General features: G+C 61.3%; 16 protein-coding genes. 9 read left to right on the top strand and 7 right to left on the bottom strand.

Annotation, left to right across the window (positions count from 1 at the left end):
* Window positions 1-77: 77 nt before the first annotated feature.
* From ACDZ94_RS17670 to ACDZ94_RS17660, 3 genes are read right to left on the bottom strand one after another with little or no spacing between them, the layout of a single operon-like run.
* On the bottom strand, window positions 78-1,133 hold the full coding sequence (locus ACDZ94_RS17670) for an alkene reductase (RefSeq protein ID WP_432750533.1): 1,056 nt from the start codon (window positions 1,131-1,133) through the stop codon (window positions 78-80).
* Between the two features lie 31 nt (window positions 1,134-1,164).
* A complete protein-coding gene (locus tag ACDZ94_RS17665) occupies window positions 1,165-2,331 on the bottom strand; it encodes an MFS transporter (RefSeq protein ID WP_407016511.1) in 1,167 nt (388 codons plus the stop codon).
* Between the two features lie 14 nt (window positions 2,332-2,345).
* Window positions 2,346-2,672 carry an ArsR/SmtB family transcription factor gene (locus tag ACDZ94_RS17660; RefSeq protein WP_053254831.1) on the bottom strand — a complete coding sequence of 109 codons (327 nt, stop codon included), beginning with the start codon at window positions 2,670-2,672 and terminating at the stop codon, window positions 2,346-2,348.
* Between the two features lie 154 nt (window positions 2,673-2,826).
* Here ACDZ94_RS17660 and ACDZ94_RS17655 point away from each other — a divergent pair, with 154 nt between their 5' ends.
* A complete protein-coding gene (locus ACDZ94_RS17655; RefSeq protein ID WP_064451245.1) occupies window positions 2,827-3,411 on the top strand; it encodes an ACP phosphodiesterase in 585 nt (194 codons plus the stop codon).
* A 115-nt stretch (window positions 3,412-3,526) separates the two neighbouring features.
* On the opposite strand, the gene ACDZ94_RS17650 is transcribed toward ACDZ94_RS17655, so the two are convergent.
* Together ACDZ94_RS17650 and olsB are read right to left on the bottom strand one after the other, a co-directional pair.
* Window positions 3,527-4,318, bottom strand: coding sequence for a lysophospholipid acyltransferase family protein (locus ACDZ94_RS17650; protein WP_432750532.1), 792 nt, complete (start codon window positions 4,316-4,318; stop codon window positions 3,527-3,529).
* Window positions 4,318-5,073 carry an L-ornithine N(alpha)-acyltransferase gene (gene olsB, locus ACDZ94_RS17645; RefSeq protein ID WP_064451247.1) on the bottom strand — a complete coding sequence of 252 codons (756 nt, stop codon included), beginning with the start codon at window positions 5,071-5,073 and terminating at the stop codon, window positions 4,318-4,320. Before olsB ends, ACDZ94_RS17650 begins: the two co-directional genes overlap by 1 nt.
* Before the next feature lie 335 nt (window positions 5,074-5,408).
* On the opposite strand from olsB, the gene ACDZ94_RS17640 reads away from it, so the two are divergent.
* The 4 genes from ACDZ94_RS17640 to ACDZ94_RS17625 all read left to right on the top strand — a co-directional run bounded on the left by ACDZ94_RS17640 (window position 5,409) and on the right by ACDZ94_RS17625 (window position 8,714).
* Window positions 5,409-6,491: a serine hydrolase domain-containing protein gene (locus ACDZ94_RS17640; RefSeq protein ID WP_262667976.1), complete on the top strand. Its 1,083-nt coding sequence runs from the start codon at window positions 5,409-5,411 to the stop codon at window positions 6,489-6,491.
* Window positions 6,488-6,802, top strand: coding sequence for a hypothetical protein (locus ACDZ94_RS17635; RefSeq protein WP_064451249.1), 315 nt, complete (start codon window positions 6,488-6,490; stop codon window positions 6,800-6,802). Before ACDZ94_RS17640 ends, ACDZ94_RS17635 begins: the two co-directional genes overlap by 4 nt.
* A gap of 171 nt (window positions 6,803-6,973) precedes the next feature.
* Window positions 6,974-7,555, top strand: coding sequence for a YceI family protein (locus ACDZ94_RS17630; RefSeq protein WP_064451250.1), 582 nt, complete (start codon window positions 6,974-6,976; stop codon window positions 7,553-7,555).
* 1 nt (window position 7,556) lies between these two features.
* Complete coding sequence (locus tag ACDZ94_RS17625) at window positions 7,557-8,714, top strand: phospholipase D-like domain-containing protein (protein WP_432750531.1); 1,158 nt, start codon at window positions 7,557-7,559, stop codon at window positions 8,712-8,714.
* A 114-nt stretch (window positions 8,715-8,828) separates the two neighbouring features.
* Here ACDZ94_RS17625 and bglX read toward each other — a convergent pair whose 3' ends face one another.
* Complete coding sequence (gene bglX, locus ACDZ94_RS17620; protein WP_432750530.1) at window positions 8,829-11,120, bottom strand: beta-glucosidase BglX; 2,292 nt, start codon at window positions 11,118-11,120, stop codon at window positions 8,829-8,831.
* A gap of 241 nt (window positions 11,121-11,361) precedes the next feature.
* On the opposite strand from bglX, the gene ACDZ94_RS17615 reads away from it, so the two are divergent.
* The 4 genes from ACDZ94_RS17615 (at window position 11,362) to ACDZ94_RS17600 (ending at window position 14,834) form a co-directional block, all read left to right on the top strand.
* Window positions 11,362-11,973 carry a LemA family protein gene (locus ACDZ94_RS17615; RefSeq protein WP_064451253.1) on the top strand — a complete coding sequence of 204 codons (612 nt, stop codon included), beginning with the start codon at window positions 11,362-11,364 and terminating at the stop codon, window positions 11,971-11,973.
* Window positions 11,974-11,991: 18 nt separating this feature from the next.
* Window positions 11,992-12,720 (top strand): TPM domain-containing protein, encoded by a 729-nt coding sequence (locus ACDZ94_RS17610; protein WP_064451254.1) that lies wholly within the window; start codon window positions 11,992-11,994, stop codon window positions 12,718-12,720.
* A gap of 49 nt (window positions 12,721-12,769) precedes the next feature.
* Window positions 12,770-13,387, top strand: a complete 618-nt coding sequence (locus ACDZ94_RS17605) for a TPM domain-containing protein (RefSeq protein ID WP_064451255.1) — start codon at window positions 12,770-12,772, stop codon at window positions 13,385-13,387.
* A gap of 229 nt (window positions 13,388-13,616) precedes the next feature.
* Complete coding sequence (locus ACDZ94_RS17600; protein WP_432750529.1) at window positions 13,617-14,834, top strand: class I SAM-dependent methyltransferase; 1,218 nt, start codon at window positions 13,617-13,619, stop codon at window positions 14,832-14,834.
* Window positions 14,835-14,988: 154 nt separating this feature from the next.
* Here ACDZ94_RS17600 and ACDZ94_RS17595 read toward each other — a convergent pair whose 3' ends face one another.
* Window positions 14,989-15,888, bottom strand: a complete 900-nt coding sequence (locus ACDZ94_RS17595; protein ID WP_221294167.1) for a DMT family transporter — start codon at window positions 15,886-15,888, stop codon at window positions 14,989-14,991.
* Window positions 15,889-15,897: the final 9 nt, after the last annotated feature.

Here is a 15,897-nt window from a genome sequence, read left to right as displayed (position 1 = left end):
TCAGATCTCTGGTGTATTCCAGGGCGCAGTAAAAAGCCCCGGTTCCTGCGAACCGGGGCTTTTTGCGTTTCAGACGATCAGAGCGCCAGTGTCGGGTAGTCGATGTAACCGACCGGGCCCTTGGCGTAGAAGGTTTCCGGGTGCGCTTCATTCAATGGCGCATCGGCCTTCAGGCGCGCCGGCAGGTCCGGGTTGGCAATGAACGGTACGCCAAACGCCACCGCATCAGCCTTACCGGAAGCCAGCCAGGCATTGGCGCTGTCTTTGGTGAAGCGTTCGTTGGCGATGTACGGGCCGCCGAAGGCTTTTTTCAGTTGTGGGCCGAGGCTGTCGCCGGCTTCTTTTTCACGCGAGCAAATGAACGCGATGCCACGCTTGCCCAGTTCGCTGGCGACGTAGGTGAAGGTTTCGGCCAGGTTGTCGTCGCCCATGTCATGGGAGTCGGCGCGCGGTGCCAGGTGCACACCTACACGGCCGGCGCCCCAGACTTCGATGGCGGCGTCAGTCACTTCCAGCAGCAGGCGCGCACGGTTTTTCAGGGAACCACCGTAGTTGTCGGTACGTTTGTTGGTGCTGCTCTGCAGGAACTGGTCGAGCAGGTAACCGTTGGCGCCGTGGATTTCCACGCCGTCAAAGCCTGCGGCCTTGGCGTTTTCGGCACCGACGCGGTAAGCATCGACGATGTCGGCGATTTCAGCAGTTTCCAGGGCACGCGGCGTTGGGTAGTCGGCCAGCGGACGCACCAGGCTCACGTGGCCTTTAGGCTGGATGGCGCTTGGTGCCACCGGGGTTTCGCCGTTCAGGTAGGACGCGTGGGAGATCCGGCCAACGTGCCACAGTTGCAAGACGATCTTGCCGCCTGCGCCGTGTACGGCCTTGGTCACATTGGCCCAGCCGCGCACCTGGTCGTTGGACCAGATGCCCGGAGTGTCCGGGTAGCCCACGCCCAGCGGCGTCACGGAAGTGGCTTCGCTGATGATCAGCCCGGCGGAAGCGCGTTGCACGTAATACTCGGCCATCAGCGCGTTGGGCACGCGACCGGCATCAGCGCGGCAGCGGGTCAGCGGCGCCATGATGATGCGGTTCGACAGTTCCAGGTCGCCCAGTTTGATCGGATCGAAAATAGTCGTCATGGGATAACACCCTTCTCTTTAAGTGGATTGATCAGTTGGTCGCAGGGGCCAGGTCGGCATCGCCGCTCTGACGGAAAGTAATCAGGGTCACCAGCAGGGCAAGAATCGCCAGGGCCGCAGCGGCCAGAGGCACGCTGGTCAGGCCGAAACCGTGGGCAATCACACTGCCGCCAACCCAGGCGCCCAGGGCGTTGCCGATGTTGAAGGCGCCGATGTTCAGGGTGGACACCAGGTTCGGTGCCGCCTTGCCGAAGGTCACCACGTTGATTTGCAGCGCCGGTACGGCGGCGAACGAGGCGGCGGCCCACAGGAACAGGGTGATTTCAGTCGGGATCACCGCGACGCTGGTCCAGGTCAACACCGTGGAGACCACCGCCATGCTGATGAACACGCCGATCAGGGTTGCCGCCAGGCGCTTGTCCGCCAGCTTGCCGCCGATGATGTTGCCCACGGTCAGGCCCAAGCCGATCAGCAGCAGGGTCCAGGTCACGCCTTTGGGCGACACGCCGGTGACGTCGCCGAGCAGCGGCGCGACATAGGTGAAGAGGGTGAACATGGAGGCGGCGAACAGCGCGGTCATGGTCAGCGACAACCAGATGCCGGCGCCCTTGAGGGCGGCCAGTTCGGCGCGCATGTCGAGTTTTTCTTCGTCGCGCTTGGCCGGCAGGAAGCGAATCAGGCCGATCAGCGCCACCACCCCAATGACGGTCACTGCCCAGAAGGTCGAGCGCCAGCCGGCTTCCTGGCCCAGCGCGGTACCCAGCGGCACGCCGAGTACGTTGGCCAGGGTCAGGCCGGTGAACATCAAGGCTACAGCGGAAGCACGCTTGTTGGCCGGCACCAGGTTGGCGGCGACCACCGAACCGATACCAAAGAAGGCGCCGTGGCACAACGCGGTGACCACACGGGCAACCATCAGCACGTTGTAGTCACTGGCCAGGGCACAGAGCAGGTTGCCGACAATAAAGATGCCCATCAACGCTACCAGGGCGGCCTTGCGTGGCAGCCTGGCGGTGGCCAGTGCCATGAAGGGCGCGCCGATGGCCACGCCCAATGCGTAGCCAGTGACCAGCCAGCCGGCGCCGGGAATCGACACGCCCAGGTCCGCCGCCACATCGGGCAGCAAGCCCATGATGACGAACTCTGTGGTGCCGATGGCGAAGGCGCTCAGGGCCAGTATGAGTAGCGAGAGGGGCATTATCGTTTCCTTGGTTACAGCGGTTCGATGATTTCAGCGCTGAGTTCAGTCGTGAGCGCCGCGAGGAACGCTTGGATCACTTCCTCATTACGCTTGAAAAAGTGCCACTGTCCGGCCTTCTGGCTGCTGATCAACCCGGCCCGTTGCAGGGTGGCCAGGTGGGCCGACACGGTCGACTGGGACAAGCCGCAGCGCTGGTCGATCTGCCCGGCGCAGATGCCGTATTCGTGGTTGTGCAATTGCTCTGGGAACTGCACTTTCGGGTCTTTGAGCCAGGTGAGAATGTCTCGTCGTACTGGGTGTGCCAGTGCTTTTATTATTTCGTCGAGGTCGATGGACATGGCGGGTGCTCGGTTTCGTAAAGCGTTATATCGCGATGAGGCGAACTTTAAATCGGTATATCCCGATATACCAATATGATTTTGGTCTTAGGCCAGGCCAAATCGATATATCGGGTTATAACGATACGTTGACGGCAGTGCTAAACTGCGCGCCATGAATTATCTCGCACATCTGCACCTGGGCGGCCAACTTCCTGCGCAACTGCTGGGCAGCCTCTATGGTGATTTCGTCAAAGGCCGCCTGCAGGGGCAGTTCAGCCCGCAAATCGAGTCGGCGATTCAGTTGCATCGCTCGATCGACCGTTTCACCGACAGCCACCCGTTGGTAGGGGCGGCGTTGTCACGCTTCAGCCTGACCCGCAAGCGCTATGCCGGGATCGTCCTCGATGTGTTTTTCGACCATTGCCTGGCGCGGGATTGGGCGCTGTATGCCGACCAGCCGCTGGAGCACTTCACGTCGCAGGTGTATCGCGTACTGGCCGCCGAACCCCAGTTGCCGGGGCGGCTGGCGCAGATTGCGCCGTATATGGCAGCGGATGATTGGCTGGGATCGTACCGTGAGTTCGCGGTGATGGAGCAGGTGTTGCGTGGGATCTCGCGGCGCCTGACACAGCCCCAGGAATTGGGCCATGCGATGCAGGAGTTGCGGGTTTTGTATGAGCCGTTGAGCGAAGACTTCCGGGTGTTCTACCCCGAATTGCAGAAATTCGCACAAGCCCATCTGGCTACAGAGATCTAAACATGTGGGAGCTGGCTTGCCTGCGATAGCGGTGTGTCAGCCACCAATATACTCACTGGCAGATCGTCATCGCAGGCAAGCCAGCTCCCACATTTTTGATTGTGCTCACACAGTTTCAGGCAGCAAACGCCGGTCGCACCGCCACCTGCTCAGTTTCCGGCAACGGCCCGAACAACGCCTTTTGCACCGCCTGCTGCGCCTGGAACGCTAGCGCTGCGCGTTCCTGCCCGGCGCAGGCAATCGGTGTGAGCACATGGATTTCCACATCGCCCTGGTCATTGCCAAACAGGCGCATCAGGTGCGAGAGCAAATCGTCATCGCCAATAAACGGTGCCAGCGGGTCCACTTGCCCGTCGCGCAGGTAACGAATTGCCACCGGTTGCAGCGACACGTCCGCGTCAATCGCACTGGCCAGCAAGCGCCCGTGAAAGGTACGCAGGCTGCGCCCGTCGGTGGTGGTGCCTTCCGGGAACATCAGCAGCGGGTGCTGTTGCTCCAGATGACGGGTCATCTGCTTGCGGATCAACTGGCTGTCGCCTGAACCCCGACGGATAAACAGGCTACCGGCCTTGGCCGCCAACCAGCCGGCCACCGGCCAGGTGCGCACTTCGGCCTTGGACAGAAACGACATCGGCGCCACAGCGCCCAGCAACGGAATATCGGTCCAGGACACGTGATTGCTCACCCACAGCATTGGCTGCGTCGGCAGTTCACCGTGCACTGTCACGCGAAAGGGCAGGGCGTTGGTCAGCCGCGCCATAAAAAACCGCGACCAGCGCTGGCGCCGCACCATCGAATTGGCCACACCCAAACGCTCGAACACACCAAACACACTGGCCATGCTCAAGCCCAGCGCCACCACCAGCAGCACCCGGGCGATGCGCCCGTACACGCGCAGGCGGCCCATTACATGGCCGCCTTGAAGTGGCGCGCGTAACGCGGGCACAACTCATCGCGCTTGAGCAGGATGAACACGTCGGCCACCTGGAAATCTTCATCCCAGCACGGCTCGCCGCAGATCTTCGCACCCAGGCGCATATAGGCCTTGAGCAGCGGCGGCATTTCCGCGATGACGTTGGACGGCAGGTCCAGCGCCGGCAGTGGTCTTTTCGGCTCGGCGCGCAGGTGTTCGTTGCACAGGTAGCGTTCGCGCAGGCGCTGCATGATCGCGTGGGCCTGGATGCCGCCGTCGTGCATCGGGATGCTCGCGCAGCCCATCAGGTAGCTGTAGCCGCCCTGATTTAACACCTCGGCCAACTCGCCCCACAACACGGCAATGGTGCCGCCATTGCGATAGGCCGGGTCGACGCAGGTGCGGCCGATCTCCAGGATCGGGCCTTGCAAGTGCAGCAAGCCATGCAGGCTGAATTCTTCTTCGCTGTAGAACCGGCCCAGGGTGCTGGCGGCCTGGTGATCGAGTAAACGGGTAGTGGCCACCAATCGACCGCTGTTCAAGTCCCGCACGCCAATGTGGCTGCAGTGAACATCATAGTCATCCATGTCCAGACCCAGTTCCGCGCCTTTCAGCTTGGCGTTGAACTCGCCGCTGAACACGTTGAACCGCAAGGCCTGGGCTTCCTGCAATGCCTGCGCGCCAATCAGGCGTTCGGCTTGCAGACGGCGTTCATTGCCGGTGTCGCTGATGCGGGCGATCTGAGTCATGGCGAATCTCCGAGTGCCAGCCACGTTCCGGCCGGTCGACTTGTTTGTCCAAACTCAGGCTATGTAGGCTCGGTGTCATCTCCATGAAGTTCCAGTGACGCTTAGATGACAGCCGCGGCAGGGCGTCTTCTACCGGATGCAGCGCGATCCAAATGTGGGAAGGGGCTTGCTCCCGATGACGGTGGATCAGTTACAGATAAGCTGACTAAGCCACTGCCATCGGGAGCAAGCCCCCTCCCACAATTAACATGCATCCACTCAAGACTCGCGTAGCAAAACTGTCACTCATCCAGGCTAGGCTCGCGGGCTTGAATGCCCCCCTTGAGTTTGTGTCCATGGTCCGAGGCCTGTTGTGCGTTGCCCTGCTGTTAGCCACCGTCACCGCCCGCGCCGAAACCTGGCCTGACAAGGATTGGGCCAAGGGCACACCGCTCGACGGTCCCGCTGTCGAAGCCCTCAATGCCTACGCTTTTCCAACCCGTGACGACGCCACCCGCCAAGGCATTCGCACCGACGCGCTGCTGGTGATCCGCGATGGCGTGATCATCTACGAACGCTACGCCGCACCCACCACCGCCAGTACCCCGCACCTGAGCTGGTCGATCAGCAAAAGCCTGATGGCCACGGTGCTCGGCGTGGCCTACGGCGAAAACCGCTTCAAACTCACCGACCCGGCGGCGCGCTTCTACCCGCCGATGAAACAACACCCCAAGGTCACCCTGGCCGACCTGCTGCACTGGGCCTCGGGCCTGGACTGGCAGGAAGACTATGAATACGCCCCGCTGAAATCCTCGGTGGTGGCGATGCTCTACACCCGTGGCCGCGCTGACATGGCCGAGTTCGCCGCCGACACCGAGGCCGCCGCCGCACCGGGCCAGGCTTTCAGATATTCCAGCGGCGACAGCAATATCTTGTCCGCCGCCCTCAAAGGCATGCTCGGCCACAAGGCCTATGTGAATTACCCGTGGGAGGCGCTGTTCAAGCCGCTGGGCATTCACAACGCTACCTGGGAAACCGATGCCGACGAGACCTTCGTCGCTTCGTCCTACGCCTACCTCACCGCCCGCGACCTGGCCCGCGTCGGCCTGCTGATGGTGCGCGACGGCCGTTGGGGTGAGCAGCAATTGCTGCCTAAAGAGTGGGTCGCCTTCAATCGCCAACCCTTCGACAAATACAAAGCCGGCCAGGACGAAGCCGTGCCCGGCGGCCAATGGTGGCTCAACCGCGAAGTGCAGGGCGCCGCCCGACCGTGGCCCGACGCCCCCGCCGACACTTTCGCCGCCCTGGGCCACTGGGGCCAGGCGTTGTTTGTGATGCCGGATGAACACCTGGTGATCGTGCGCTACGGCGATGACCGCGACGGCAGCTACCGCCATAACGAACTGCTCAAACGCGTGCTTGCGGCGGTGCAACCATGATCCGCCGTCACCCGTTTATCAGCGTCTTCCTGCTGCTGTTACTCGCCCTGCTGGGTTGGATCTGGCACGAGCGCGTCAACCTGCAAGCCTTCCCCGACATCATCGCGGCGTACACGGCCAAGGAATATTGCTCGTGCCGGTATGTGGAGAACAATCCGGCTGCTTATTGCCTGGGGTATGTGAAGCAGTACGTGCCCGTCAGCCGCTTCATCGACACGCCGGAACGCAGTGAAGTGACGGCGAGTGGGTTGGGCCGCACGCACACGGCAAGGTGGCTGGGTGAGCGCCAGGGCTGTCGCCTGACCCCCTGAAACACCCAAATCTCCTGTGGGAGCTGGCTTGCCTGCGATGACGGCGGCACAGGCAACGGTGATGTTGACTGACTTGCCGCTATCGCAGGCAAGCCAGCGCCCACATTGGATTTGCGCCGTTTGTGATATTGCGCTTAAGGTTCGTCCAGGTTTTTTTCCCCATGAGTCTTTATGTTCAATGCCAAACCTCTGGCTTTCACGCTGCTGACCTGTGCAGCCCTGCCTGCCCACGCCGATTGGTACCTGGATAACGAATCCTCACGGCTGTCGTTTGTCACCACCAAAAATACTGAAATCGCTGAAGTGCATCGCTTCCTGGTGTTGCACGGCAAAGTCGACAGCCAGGGCGCAGCGCAATTGGAAGTGGAGCTGGAGTCGATCAACAGCGGCATCCCGCTGCGCGATGAGCGCATGCGCAATGAACTGTTCCAGATCAAGACCTTCCCCGAAGCGTTGATTCGTGCGCAGATCAACCTGCAACCCATCAATGACCTGGCCCCCGGCGCGCAGGTGGAATTGCGCCTGCCGCTGAGCGTCACCCTGCGTGGCAAGACCCAAACCTACAGCGCCGAGTTGTTGGCCACCCGCCTGGATGACCGCCGTTTCCAGGTGGTGACCCTGGAGCCGGTGGTGTTGCATGCCGAGGATTTCGAGCTGGCGCCGGGCGTGGCGGCGTTGCGTAAGGCGGCGGGGCTTAAGTCGATCAGTTTGTCGGTGCCGGTGGGTGCGGTACTGATCTTTACGGCGCGCTGAGATGAGCGGCGCAGTGTTTCCGTGGCGCAGCGCCAACCGGTTCGAGTTGCTGGTCGACGGGCCGAGTTTCTTCCCGCAGATGCTGGTGGGCATTGCCCGCGCCGAGCAGCAAGTCGAGTTGGAGTTGTACCTGGTGGAAGCCGGCGCATGCGCCGAAGCCATGGTGCAGGCGTTGGTGCTGGCCGCCGAACGCGGCGTGCTCGTGCGTTGCCTGTTTGATGATTACGGCAGTTTGGCGTTTACGCTGGGGCTGCGCAAACGCCTGACCGATGCGGGCGTGGAGCTGCGGTTTTACAATCGCTTGAGCTGGCGGCGGTGGGTGCGCAACCTGTACCGCGACCATCGCAAACTGTTGCTGATCGACCAGAGCATCGCGCTGGTGGGGGGGACGGGCGTCACGGATGAGTTCTGGACGCCGGGGCAGGACACCGCCGAGTGGCATGAGGTGATGGTGCAAATCAGCGGCCCACTGGTGCTGGACTGGCAAGCACTGTTCGAACGCCAATGGCATGCCAATGTGGCGCGCCGCGCGTGGAAGCCCTCTACCCATTTTGGTTTGCCGCGCCTGCCCAAGGTGCCTGCGGCCGGGCCGGGTCTTGGCCGCGTGGCCTATGCCGACGCCCGCCAGCACCGCGATATTTTGCAGTCGCTGATTCGCGCATTGAACAGTAGCCAGCAACGCATCTGGCTGGCGACGCCGTATTTTTTGCCGACCTGGAGCGTGCGCCGTGCCTTGCGCCGTGCGGCCGGACGCGGCGTGGATGTGCGTTTGCTGCTCACCGGCCCACGCACCGATCACCCCTCCGTACGTTACGCCGGGCATCGTTATTACCCGCGTTTGCTGCGTGCGGGTGTGCAGATCTTTGAATACCAGCCGTGCTTTCTGCACCTCAAAATGGTGCTGGTAGATGATTGGGTGAGCATCGGCTCGTGCAATTTCGACCACTGGAATTTGCGCTTCAATCTGGAAGCCAACCTGGAGGCATTGGACCCTGAGTTGACGCTGGCCGTGGCGGGCAGTTTCGAGCGCGATTTTGCCCAGAGCCAGGCGGTGAGTCTGGAGGCGTGGAAGGCGCGGCCGTTGTGGCGGCGCGTGAAGCAGCGGGTGTGGGGGTGGATTGATCGGTTGGTGGTGAATCTGTTGGATCGGCGGGGTTAACCCAGCCACTGAAGTCAAATGTGGGAGCTGGCTTGCCTGCGATAGCGGTGGTGGATGTTCCACCGCTATCGCAGGCAAGCCAGCTCCCACACTGACCGCCTTTACAGTTTTAGATCAGAGCAGCTCGAATGTCTGCTGCTGCACATCCTGGGAGTCCAACCCGATCTGTACATTGAACTCGCCCGGTTCTGCGGCGAACTTGAGCTGGGTGTTGTAGAACTTCAAATCTTCCTCGGTGATGGTGAAGTGCAATGTGCGTTCTTCACCGGCTTTGAGCATGACTTTCTGGAAGTTCTTCAGCTCTTTGATCGGGCGGATCATCGAGCCGGCCACGTCCTGGATATACAACTGCACCACGGTTTCGCCGTCTACCTTGCCGGTGTTTTTCAGCGTGACGCTGGCGTCGAGCTTGCCGGTTTTATTCAACGTGGTGGACGACAGCGCCATGTCCGACAAGCTGAACGTGGTGTAGCTCAGGCCATAACCAAACGGGAACAGGGGGCCGGTGACGTCATCGAAATACTGCGAGGTGTAGTTGCCCGGCTTGCCTGGGGTGAACGGCCGGCCGATGCTCAGGTGGTTGTAGTAGGTCGGAATCTGCCCCACCGAGCGTGGGAAGGTGATCGGCAGCTTGCCTGACGGGTTGTAGTCGCCGAACAGCACGTCGGCGATGGCGTTGCCGCCTTCGGTGCCGGCGAACCAGGTTTCCAGGATCGCGTCAGCCTGCTTGTTCTCATCGAGAATCGACAGTGGGCGGCCGTTCATCAATACCAACACCAAAGGCTTGCCGGTGGCTTTAAGGGCCTTGATCAGGTCACGTTGGCTTTGTGGGATGTTCAGGTCGGTACGGCTCGAGGATTCGTGGGACATGCCACGGGACTCGCCCACGGCAGCCACGACCACGTCAGCGTCCTTTGCGGCTTTCACCGCTTCGTCGATCATCACTTGCGAAGAGCGCGTGTCATCCACCACTTCCGGCGCATCGAAGTTGAGGAAGTTGAGGTAGTCGACCACCGCCCTGTCGTTGGTGATGTTGGCGCCACGGGCATAGATCACTTTGCCTTTCTCGCCGATCACGGCGTTCATGCCGTCCAGCAGGGTCACCGATTGTTCAGGCTTACCGGCAGCCGCCCAACTGCCCATCATGTCGATCGGCGCCTTGGCCAATGGCCCAACCAGGGCGATGGTTGCGGACTTTTTCAGCGGCAAAGTGTTGTTCTGGTTTTTCAGCAAGACCAGGCTGCGCCGCGCGATATCGCGGGCATCGCTGCGGTGCAGACGGCTGTCGGCATAGGTGTCGGCCGGGTCATCCTCGGCCTTGCCGATACGCAGGTACGGGTCTTTGAACAGGCCCATGTCGTACTTGGCGCCGAGCACTTCACGCACGGCATTGTCGATGTCGCTTTGCTCGATCTCGCCGGACTTGAGCAGGCCGGGTAATTCCTTGCCGTACAGCGAGTCGTTCATGCTCATGTCGATGCCGGCCTTGATCGCCAGCTTGGCGGCTTCACGCCCGTCCTTGGCCACGCCGTGCTTGATCAGCTCGAAGATCGCGCCGTGGTCACTCACGGCCAGGCCTTTGAAGCCCCAGTCCTTGCGCAGCAGGTCGTTCATCAGCCAGGTGTTGGCCGTGGCGGGTACACCGTTGATCGAGTTCAACGCCACCATCACGCCGCCGGAACCGGCCTTGATCGCCGCGTGGTACGGCGGCAGGTAGTCCTGGTACATCTTGACCGGGCTCATGTCGACCACGTTGTAGTCGCGACCGCCTTCCACCGCGCCGTACAGGGCGAAGTGCTTGACGCTGGCCATGATGCTGTCGGCATTGGCGGGGCTGGTGCCCTGGAAGGCCTTGACCATCACTTCGGCAATGCGCGAGACCAGATACGTGTCTTCGCCGAAGCCTTCGGACGTGCGGCCCCAGCGTGGGTCGCGTGAGATATCGACCATCGGCGCAAAGGTGATGTCGAGGCTGTCGGCGGCGGCTTCCTGGGCGGCGATACGCCCGGAGCGGCCGATGGCGTCCATGTCCCAGCTGGAGGCCAGGGCCAGGCTGATCGGGAAAATCGTGCGGTGGCCGTGGATCACGTCATAGGCGAAGAACATCGGGATCTTCAACCGGCTGCGCATGGCCGCGTCCTGCATCGGACGGTTTTCCGGGCGGGTGATCGAGTTGAAGGTGCCACCGATGCGGCCGGCGGCGATTTCCTTGCGGATCAGCTCGCGGGGCATTTCAGGGCCGATGCTGATCAGGCGCAATTGGCCGATCTTTTCATCCAGGGTCATCTGCTTGAGCAGGTCGCTGACGAAGGCGTCCTTGTCTTTAAGCGCAGCAGGCTTTGTTTCTGCCCATACGGGGTGAGTGGCCAGAGTGGCAACAAGGCCGAGCAAACACAGCTTCTTCATGAATATCCTTTTTCGGCTCACTGCACAGCGATTACGCTGATCGGCCAAAATGTGGGGAGCGTCTATTGTTGTTCGGGTGTTGTTCAGATAAATACCGCACACTTCTGAACTCTACATCGCGCTGGGCATCTTTTAGCTGATTGGCTCAATGCATTCCAGTGGTGGTGGCGGATTATGCCCCAAGCGCGCGGTTTATAGGGTGAGTCGTCAAATTCCATCAAGTTTGGGCAGGAGAGACACCATGCAAGTAGCACAACATTACCGCTGGGGCTTCAAGGCCGCGGCTCTGCTACTGATCAGCAGCGTGCTGAGCGGTTGTGGCATCAATACGATTCCGACCCTGGATGAACAGGCCAAAGCCGCCTGGGGCCAGGTGCAGAACCAATACCAACGCCGTGCTGACCTGATCCCCAACCTGGTGGAAGTGGTCAAGGGCTACGCCGCCCATGAACAAGACACCCTCACCGCCGTGATTGAGGCGCGGGCCAAGGCCACCTCGATCCAGGTGGACGCCAGCACCCTCGACAACCCGGAAAAACTCAAGCAATTCCAGCAAGCCCAGGATGGCCTGAGCGGTGCCCTCAGCCGTTTGATGGTGGTGTCCGAGCGTTACCCGGACCTGAAGGCCAACCAGAACTTCCTGGCGCTGCAATCCCAGCTTGAAGGCACGGAAAACCGTATTGCCGTGGCCCGTCGCGACTTCATCCAGGCAGTGCAGGCTTACAACACCGAGATCCGCACCTTCCCGGGTCGCCTGTGGCATAGCGTGATGTACAGCGACTTGCCGATCCGCGCCACGTTTGAAGCCACCAGTGCCGACGCCGATAAAGCGCCGCAAGTGAAGTTCAAATAAGGCTTCTCTGAGGTGTCGATGCGTTTATTACGGATAGGCTTGGCGCTGTGGTTGCTGGCGTGCGTCGGTGTGGCCCAGGCGGCGCTGACCTTTCCGGCGTTGACCGGGCGGGTGGTGGACGCCGCGCAGATGATCGACCCGGCAACGCGCGCGCAAATTACCCAGCAGTTGCAGGCGCTGGAACAAACGTCCGGCGACCAGATCGTGGTGGTTACCGTCCCCGACCTGCAAGGCGTGCCGATTGAAGACTACGGTTACCAATTGGGTCGCCAATGGGGCATCGGCCAGAAGGGCAAGGACAACGGCGCACTGTTGATCGTCGCGCGTGATGAGCACAAATTGCGCATCGAAGTCGGTTACGGCCTTGAAGGCGTGCTGACCGATGCGCAGTCATGGGTGATCATCAACCAGGTGATTGCGCCCAAGTTCAAGGCCGGTAATTACAGCCAGGGCATCAGCGACGGCGTGGCGGCAATAGTGCAAGTGGTGGGCGGTGAGCCGCTGGCGGTGCCGGCCCATGTGGCGGATGCGAATTTCGCCAAGGATAATCCCGGGTTTTCCATCGGCTTGTTTATCCTGCTGATCGGCGTGTTATGGCTGTGCAATCGCTTGGGCCTGCCGGTTGGCGCTATCTTGCTGGCGATCCTCAGCAGCAGTGGGCGCGGCGGCGGTGGCGGTGGCGGCGGTGGTGGCTTCCGAGGCGGCGGCGGTGGTTTCGGCGGCGGCGGTGCCTCAGGTGGCTGGTAATGAACGTGCGGCGGGTAATGACAATAACTAGAAAAGAGCATCTACAACCATGGCATTACTGACTGAACACGAGCAGCGCCAGGTCGCCGAAGCGATCGCCCGGGTTGAAAAAACCACCGACGCCGAACTGGTCACCGTGCTGGCGGCCCGCGCCGACGATTACGCTTACATCCCGCTGCTATGGGCCAGCCTGATTGCGTTGGTGGTGCCTGGCGTGGTGCATTACTTGTCGGGCTACCTGACCATGTACACCTTGCTGTTGGCGCAATGGGCGACGTTTATTGTGCTGTGCCTGGTGTTTCGCCTGCCCAAGGTCACTACCCGCTTGATCCCGCGTTCGGTGCGCCATTGGCGCGCGTCAAACCTGGCACGCCGGCAGTTTCTGGAGCAGAACCTGCACCACACGCTGGGTGGCACCGGCGTGCTGATTTTTGTCTGCGAGGCGGAGCGTTATGTGGAAATTCTGGTGGACGAGGGCATTTCCAAACACCTGGATAACAGCAGTTGGGATGGCATCGTCAAGGCGTTTACCCAGCAGGTAAAACAGGGGCAAACGCTGGCCGGGTTTATTGCGTGTATTGAAGCCTGTGGTGAGTTGCTCAAGGTGCATGTGCCGGTGACGCAGACGCGTAACGAATTACCGAACCGGCTGATCGTGCTCGAATAACCCAAATTCCCCTGAGCCTATTTGGGCGCTGCTTTTCTGTGGGAGCCGGGCTTGCCCGCGATGGCCTCACCTCGGTTTGCCTGATGGACCGCGGTGCCAGCATCGCAGGCAAGCCAGCTCTCACATTTGATTTGCGGCGGCTGAGTGACCGTTGATCAAATAACCCCGTGCCCTCAACGCCTATCCCCCCTAAAATGCCCGGCATTCCCAGCCCGAGGCGTTTTTGTTCATGTCCGTCACTGCTCAACCTGCCAGCCCTGCGCCGGATCATCACGCCCAGTTCATCGAACTGCTGAGCGCAAGCCTCGCGCAGCATGCATTTATCAAGCTGGTACTGGCCAAGTACGTCGGTGAAGAGGTCGAGTTGCAGCGGCTGATCATCAAGCCAGTGACGGTCAAGGAGCAGCCGTGCCTGTCCTTCGTCTACCGATACAAGACGCGCGACATCACCAAGAACTTCCCGCTGGCGGACGGCGTGGCAGCGATTGCCGAGCTGCTGCCGGCGTCGTTCAAGAACGCGCACTTGCTGTCGCTGACGGATGAAGCCCAGTTGGAGTACAGCAAGAAGAACAAAAGCTCGCTGTTCAAAAGCAAGCCGCAGCAACTGCGTGAGGCGCCGTCCGCGGAGCATAACCGCGAGAAAAATCGCTTCCTCGACCTGACGCGGCCGTTCCTCGCTGACCTGGGCGTAACCGACGCCAGGCAGGCGCTGATCCCATCGATGTCGCGCAAGTGGAAGCAGATCAATAAATTCATCGAAGTGTTCAGCCATGCGCTGACTTCGTCACCGTTGAAACTGGACCGGCCGGTGCGTGTTGCCGACTTTGGTTCGGGCAAGGGCTACCTGACCTTCGCCATTCACGATTACCTGCGCAACACCCTCAAGGCCGAGGGCGAGGTCACAGGTGTTGAGCTGCGCGAAGACATGGTGACCCTGTGCAACGCCGCCGCCGCGCGCCTGGAACACCCGGGGCTGGTGTTCAAATGCGGTGATGTGCGCAGCGTCGCGCCGAGCGAACTGGACGTGATGATCGCCCTGCATGCCTGCGACATCGCCACCGATTACGCGATCCACACCGGCATTCGCTCCGGCGCCTCGATCATCATGTGCTCGCCGTGCTGCCACAAACAGATTCGTCTGCAAATCCAGAGCCCGGTGCTGCTCAAGCCGATGCTGCAATACGGCCTGCACCTGGGCCAACAGGCGGAAATGGTCACCGACAGCCTGCGGGCGTTGTACCTTGAAGCCTGCGGTTATGAGACCAAGGTGTTCGAGTTCATCTCGTTGGAACACACCAACAAGAACAAGATGATCCTGGCGGTCAAACGCGCCGAGCCGTTGGACAACGCGCAGTTGCTGGAAAAAATCCGGGAGCTGAAGGCGTTCTACCAGATCAGCGAACACTGCCTGGAAACCTTGCTGCGCGCGGATGGTTATTTGAGCTGAGAGCGCTGCAAATCAAATGTGGGAGGGTGGGCTTGTGTGGGAGCCGGGCTTGCCCGCGATAGCATCGCCTCGGTTTTCTGACGGACCGAGTTGCCTGCATCGCAGGCAAGCCAGCTCCCACACAAGCCAGCTCCCACACAGGCCTGCTTTCACATTAAATAGCGTTCGGCTTGGGAAGGGGCGCAGCCTGCACCGCCGTCTTGCGTCCCAGCATCACTGTCACGATCACACCACAGGCAAACAGCCAGGTAATCGGCTCGATGTGTTCACCAAAGAACAACGCCGAAAACGCGATGGTGAAGAAAATCTGCAACAGCTGAATTTGACTGACCCGTGCAATGCCGCCCATGGCCAGCCCGGCGTACCAGGCAAAAAATCCCAGGAACTGCGAGAACAGCGACACATAGCCAAACGCCCACCAGGTGCGCATGGAAATCGGCCCTTGATGCTGCGCCGCCAGGTACCACACCGGGCCGATCAACACCGGCGTCGATAGCACCAGCGCCCAGCAGATCACCTGCCAGCCGCCCATCTCTTTGGCCAGCCGGCCACCTTCGGCATAACCCAGGCCGCCCACGGCAATGGCGCCGAGCATCAACAAATCACCCGCCTGGATACTGCCGGCGCCGGTGATCAACGCGTAACTCAATACCAACGCACTGCCCAACGCCGCACAGGCCCAGAAGGCTTTCGACGGCCGCTCGTGGGACAGCCACGCCGCGTACAGCGCCACGCACAGGGGTTGCAGGCCGTTGACCAGCGCGCCATGGGACGCCGGCAAGGTTTGCATGGCCCAGGCCGACAGCACCGGGAAACCGAGAATCACGCCGGCGATGACCAGGCACAACCCGCGTACCTGGGCCCAGGTCGGCCAGCGCTCACGGCGCCACAGCAACAGCGCCGCTGCCGGAACCGCCGCGAACAACGCGCGACCCAGGCCGTTGAGCAACGGGTGGATTTCCTGCACCACGATGCGGGTGAAGGGCAGGGTCAGGCTGAAGATGATGACGCCCAGCAGGCCGAGGGCCATGCCGGTGTTTTCGCGCGAGCTCATGATGGGGAC

The sequence above is a fragment of the Pseudomonas sp. UBT genome (genome assembly GCF_050915955.1).
Classification (GTDB): Bacteria; Pseudomonadota; Gammaproteobacteria; order Pseudomonadales; family Pseudomonadaceae; genus Aquipseudomonas; species Aquipseudomonas antarctica_A.
The sequence above is the reverse complement of the archived record's forward strand: the minus strand, read 5'-3'. Positions and strand labels throughout refer to the sequence as shown.

What these genes read in the sequence shown, in the direction of transcription:
- bglX (WP_432750530.1), bottom strand. Translation starts at nt 11,120, where the DNA reads ATGAAGAAGCTGTGTTTGCTCGGCCTTGTTGCCACTCTGGCCACTCAC.
- ACDZ94_RS17670 (WP_432750533.1), bottom strand. Translation starts at nt 1,133, where the DNA reads ATGACGACTATTTTCGATCCGATCAAACTGGGCGACCTGGAACTGTCG.
- ACDZ94_RS17625 (WP_432750531.1), top strand. Translation starts at nt 7,557, where the DNA reads ATGAGCGGCGCAGTGTTTCCGTGGCGCAGCGCCAACCGGTTCGAGTTG.
- ACDZ94_RS17655 (WP_064451245.1), top strand. Translation starts at nt 2,827, where the DNA reads ATGAATTATCTCGCACATCTGCACCTGGGCGGCCAACTTCCTGCGCAA.
- ACDZ94_RS17650 (WP_432750532.1), bottom strand. Translation starts at nt 4,318, where the DNA reads ATGGGCCGCCTGCGCGTGTACGGGCGCATCGCCCGGGTGCTGCTGGTG.
- ACDZ94_RS17610 (WP_064451254.1), top strand. Translation starts at nt 11,992, where the DNA reads ATGCGTTTATTACGGATAGGCTTGGCGCTGTGGTTGCTGGCGTGCGTC.
- ACDZ94_RS17660 (WP_053254831.1), bottom strand. Translation starts at nt 2,672, where the DNA reads ATGTCCATCGACCTCGACGAAATAATAAAAGCACTGGCACACCCAGTA.
- ACDZ94_RS17595 (WP_221294167.1), bottom strand. Translation starts at nt 15,888, where the DNA reads ATGAGCTCGCGCGAAAACACCGGCATGGCCCTCGGCCTGCTGGGCGTC.
- ACDZ94_RS17600 (WP_432750529.1), top strand. Translation starts at nt 13,617, where the DNA reads ATGTCCGTCACTGCTCAACCTGCCAGCCCTGCGCCGGATCATCACGCC.
- olsB (WP_064451247.1), bottom strand. Translation starts at nt 5,073, where the DNA reads ATGACTCAGATCGCCCGCATCAGCGACACCGGCAATGAACGCCGTCTG.
- ACDZ94_RS17640 (WP_262667976.1), top strand. Translation starts at nt 5,409, where the DNA reads ATGGTCCGAGGCCTGTTGTGCGTTGCCCTGCTGTTAGCCACCGTCACC.
- ACDZ94_RS17605 (WP_064451255.1), top strand. Translation starts at nt 12,770, where the DNA reads ATGGCATTACTGACTGAACACGAGCAGCGCCAGGTCGCCGAAGCGATC.
- ACDZ94_RS17665 (WP_407016511.1), bottom strand. Translation starts at nt 2,331, where the DNA reads ATGCCCCTCTCGCTACTCATACTGGCCCTGAGCGCCTTCGCCATCGGC.
- ACDZ94_RS17635 (WP_064451249.1), top strand. Translation starts at nt 6,488, where the DNA reads ATGATCCGCCGTCACCCGTTTATCAGCGTCTTCCTGCTGCTGTTACTC.
- ACDZ94_RS17615 (WP_064451253.1), top strand. Translation starts at nt 11,362, where the DNA reads ATGCAAGTAGCACAACATTACCGCTGGGGCTTCAAGGCCGCGGCTCTG.
- ACDZ94_RS17630 (WP_064451250.1), top strand. Translation starts at nt 6,974, where the DNA reads ATGTTCAATGCCAAACCTCTGGCTTTCACGCTGCTGACCTGTGCAGCC.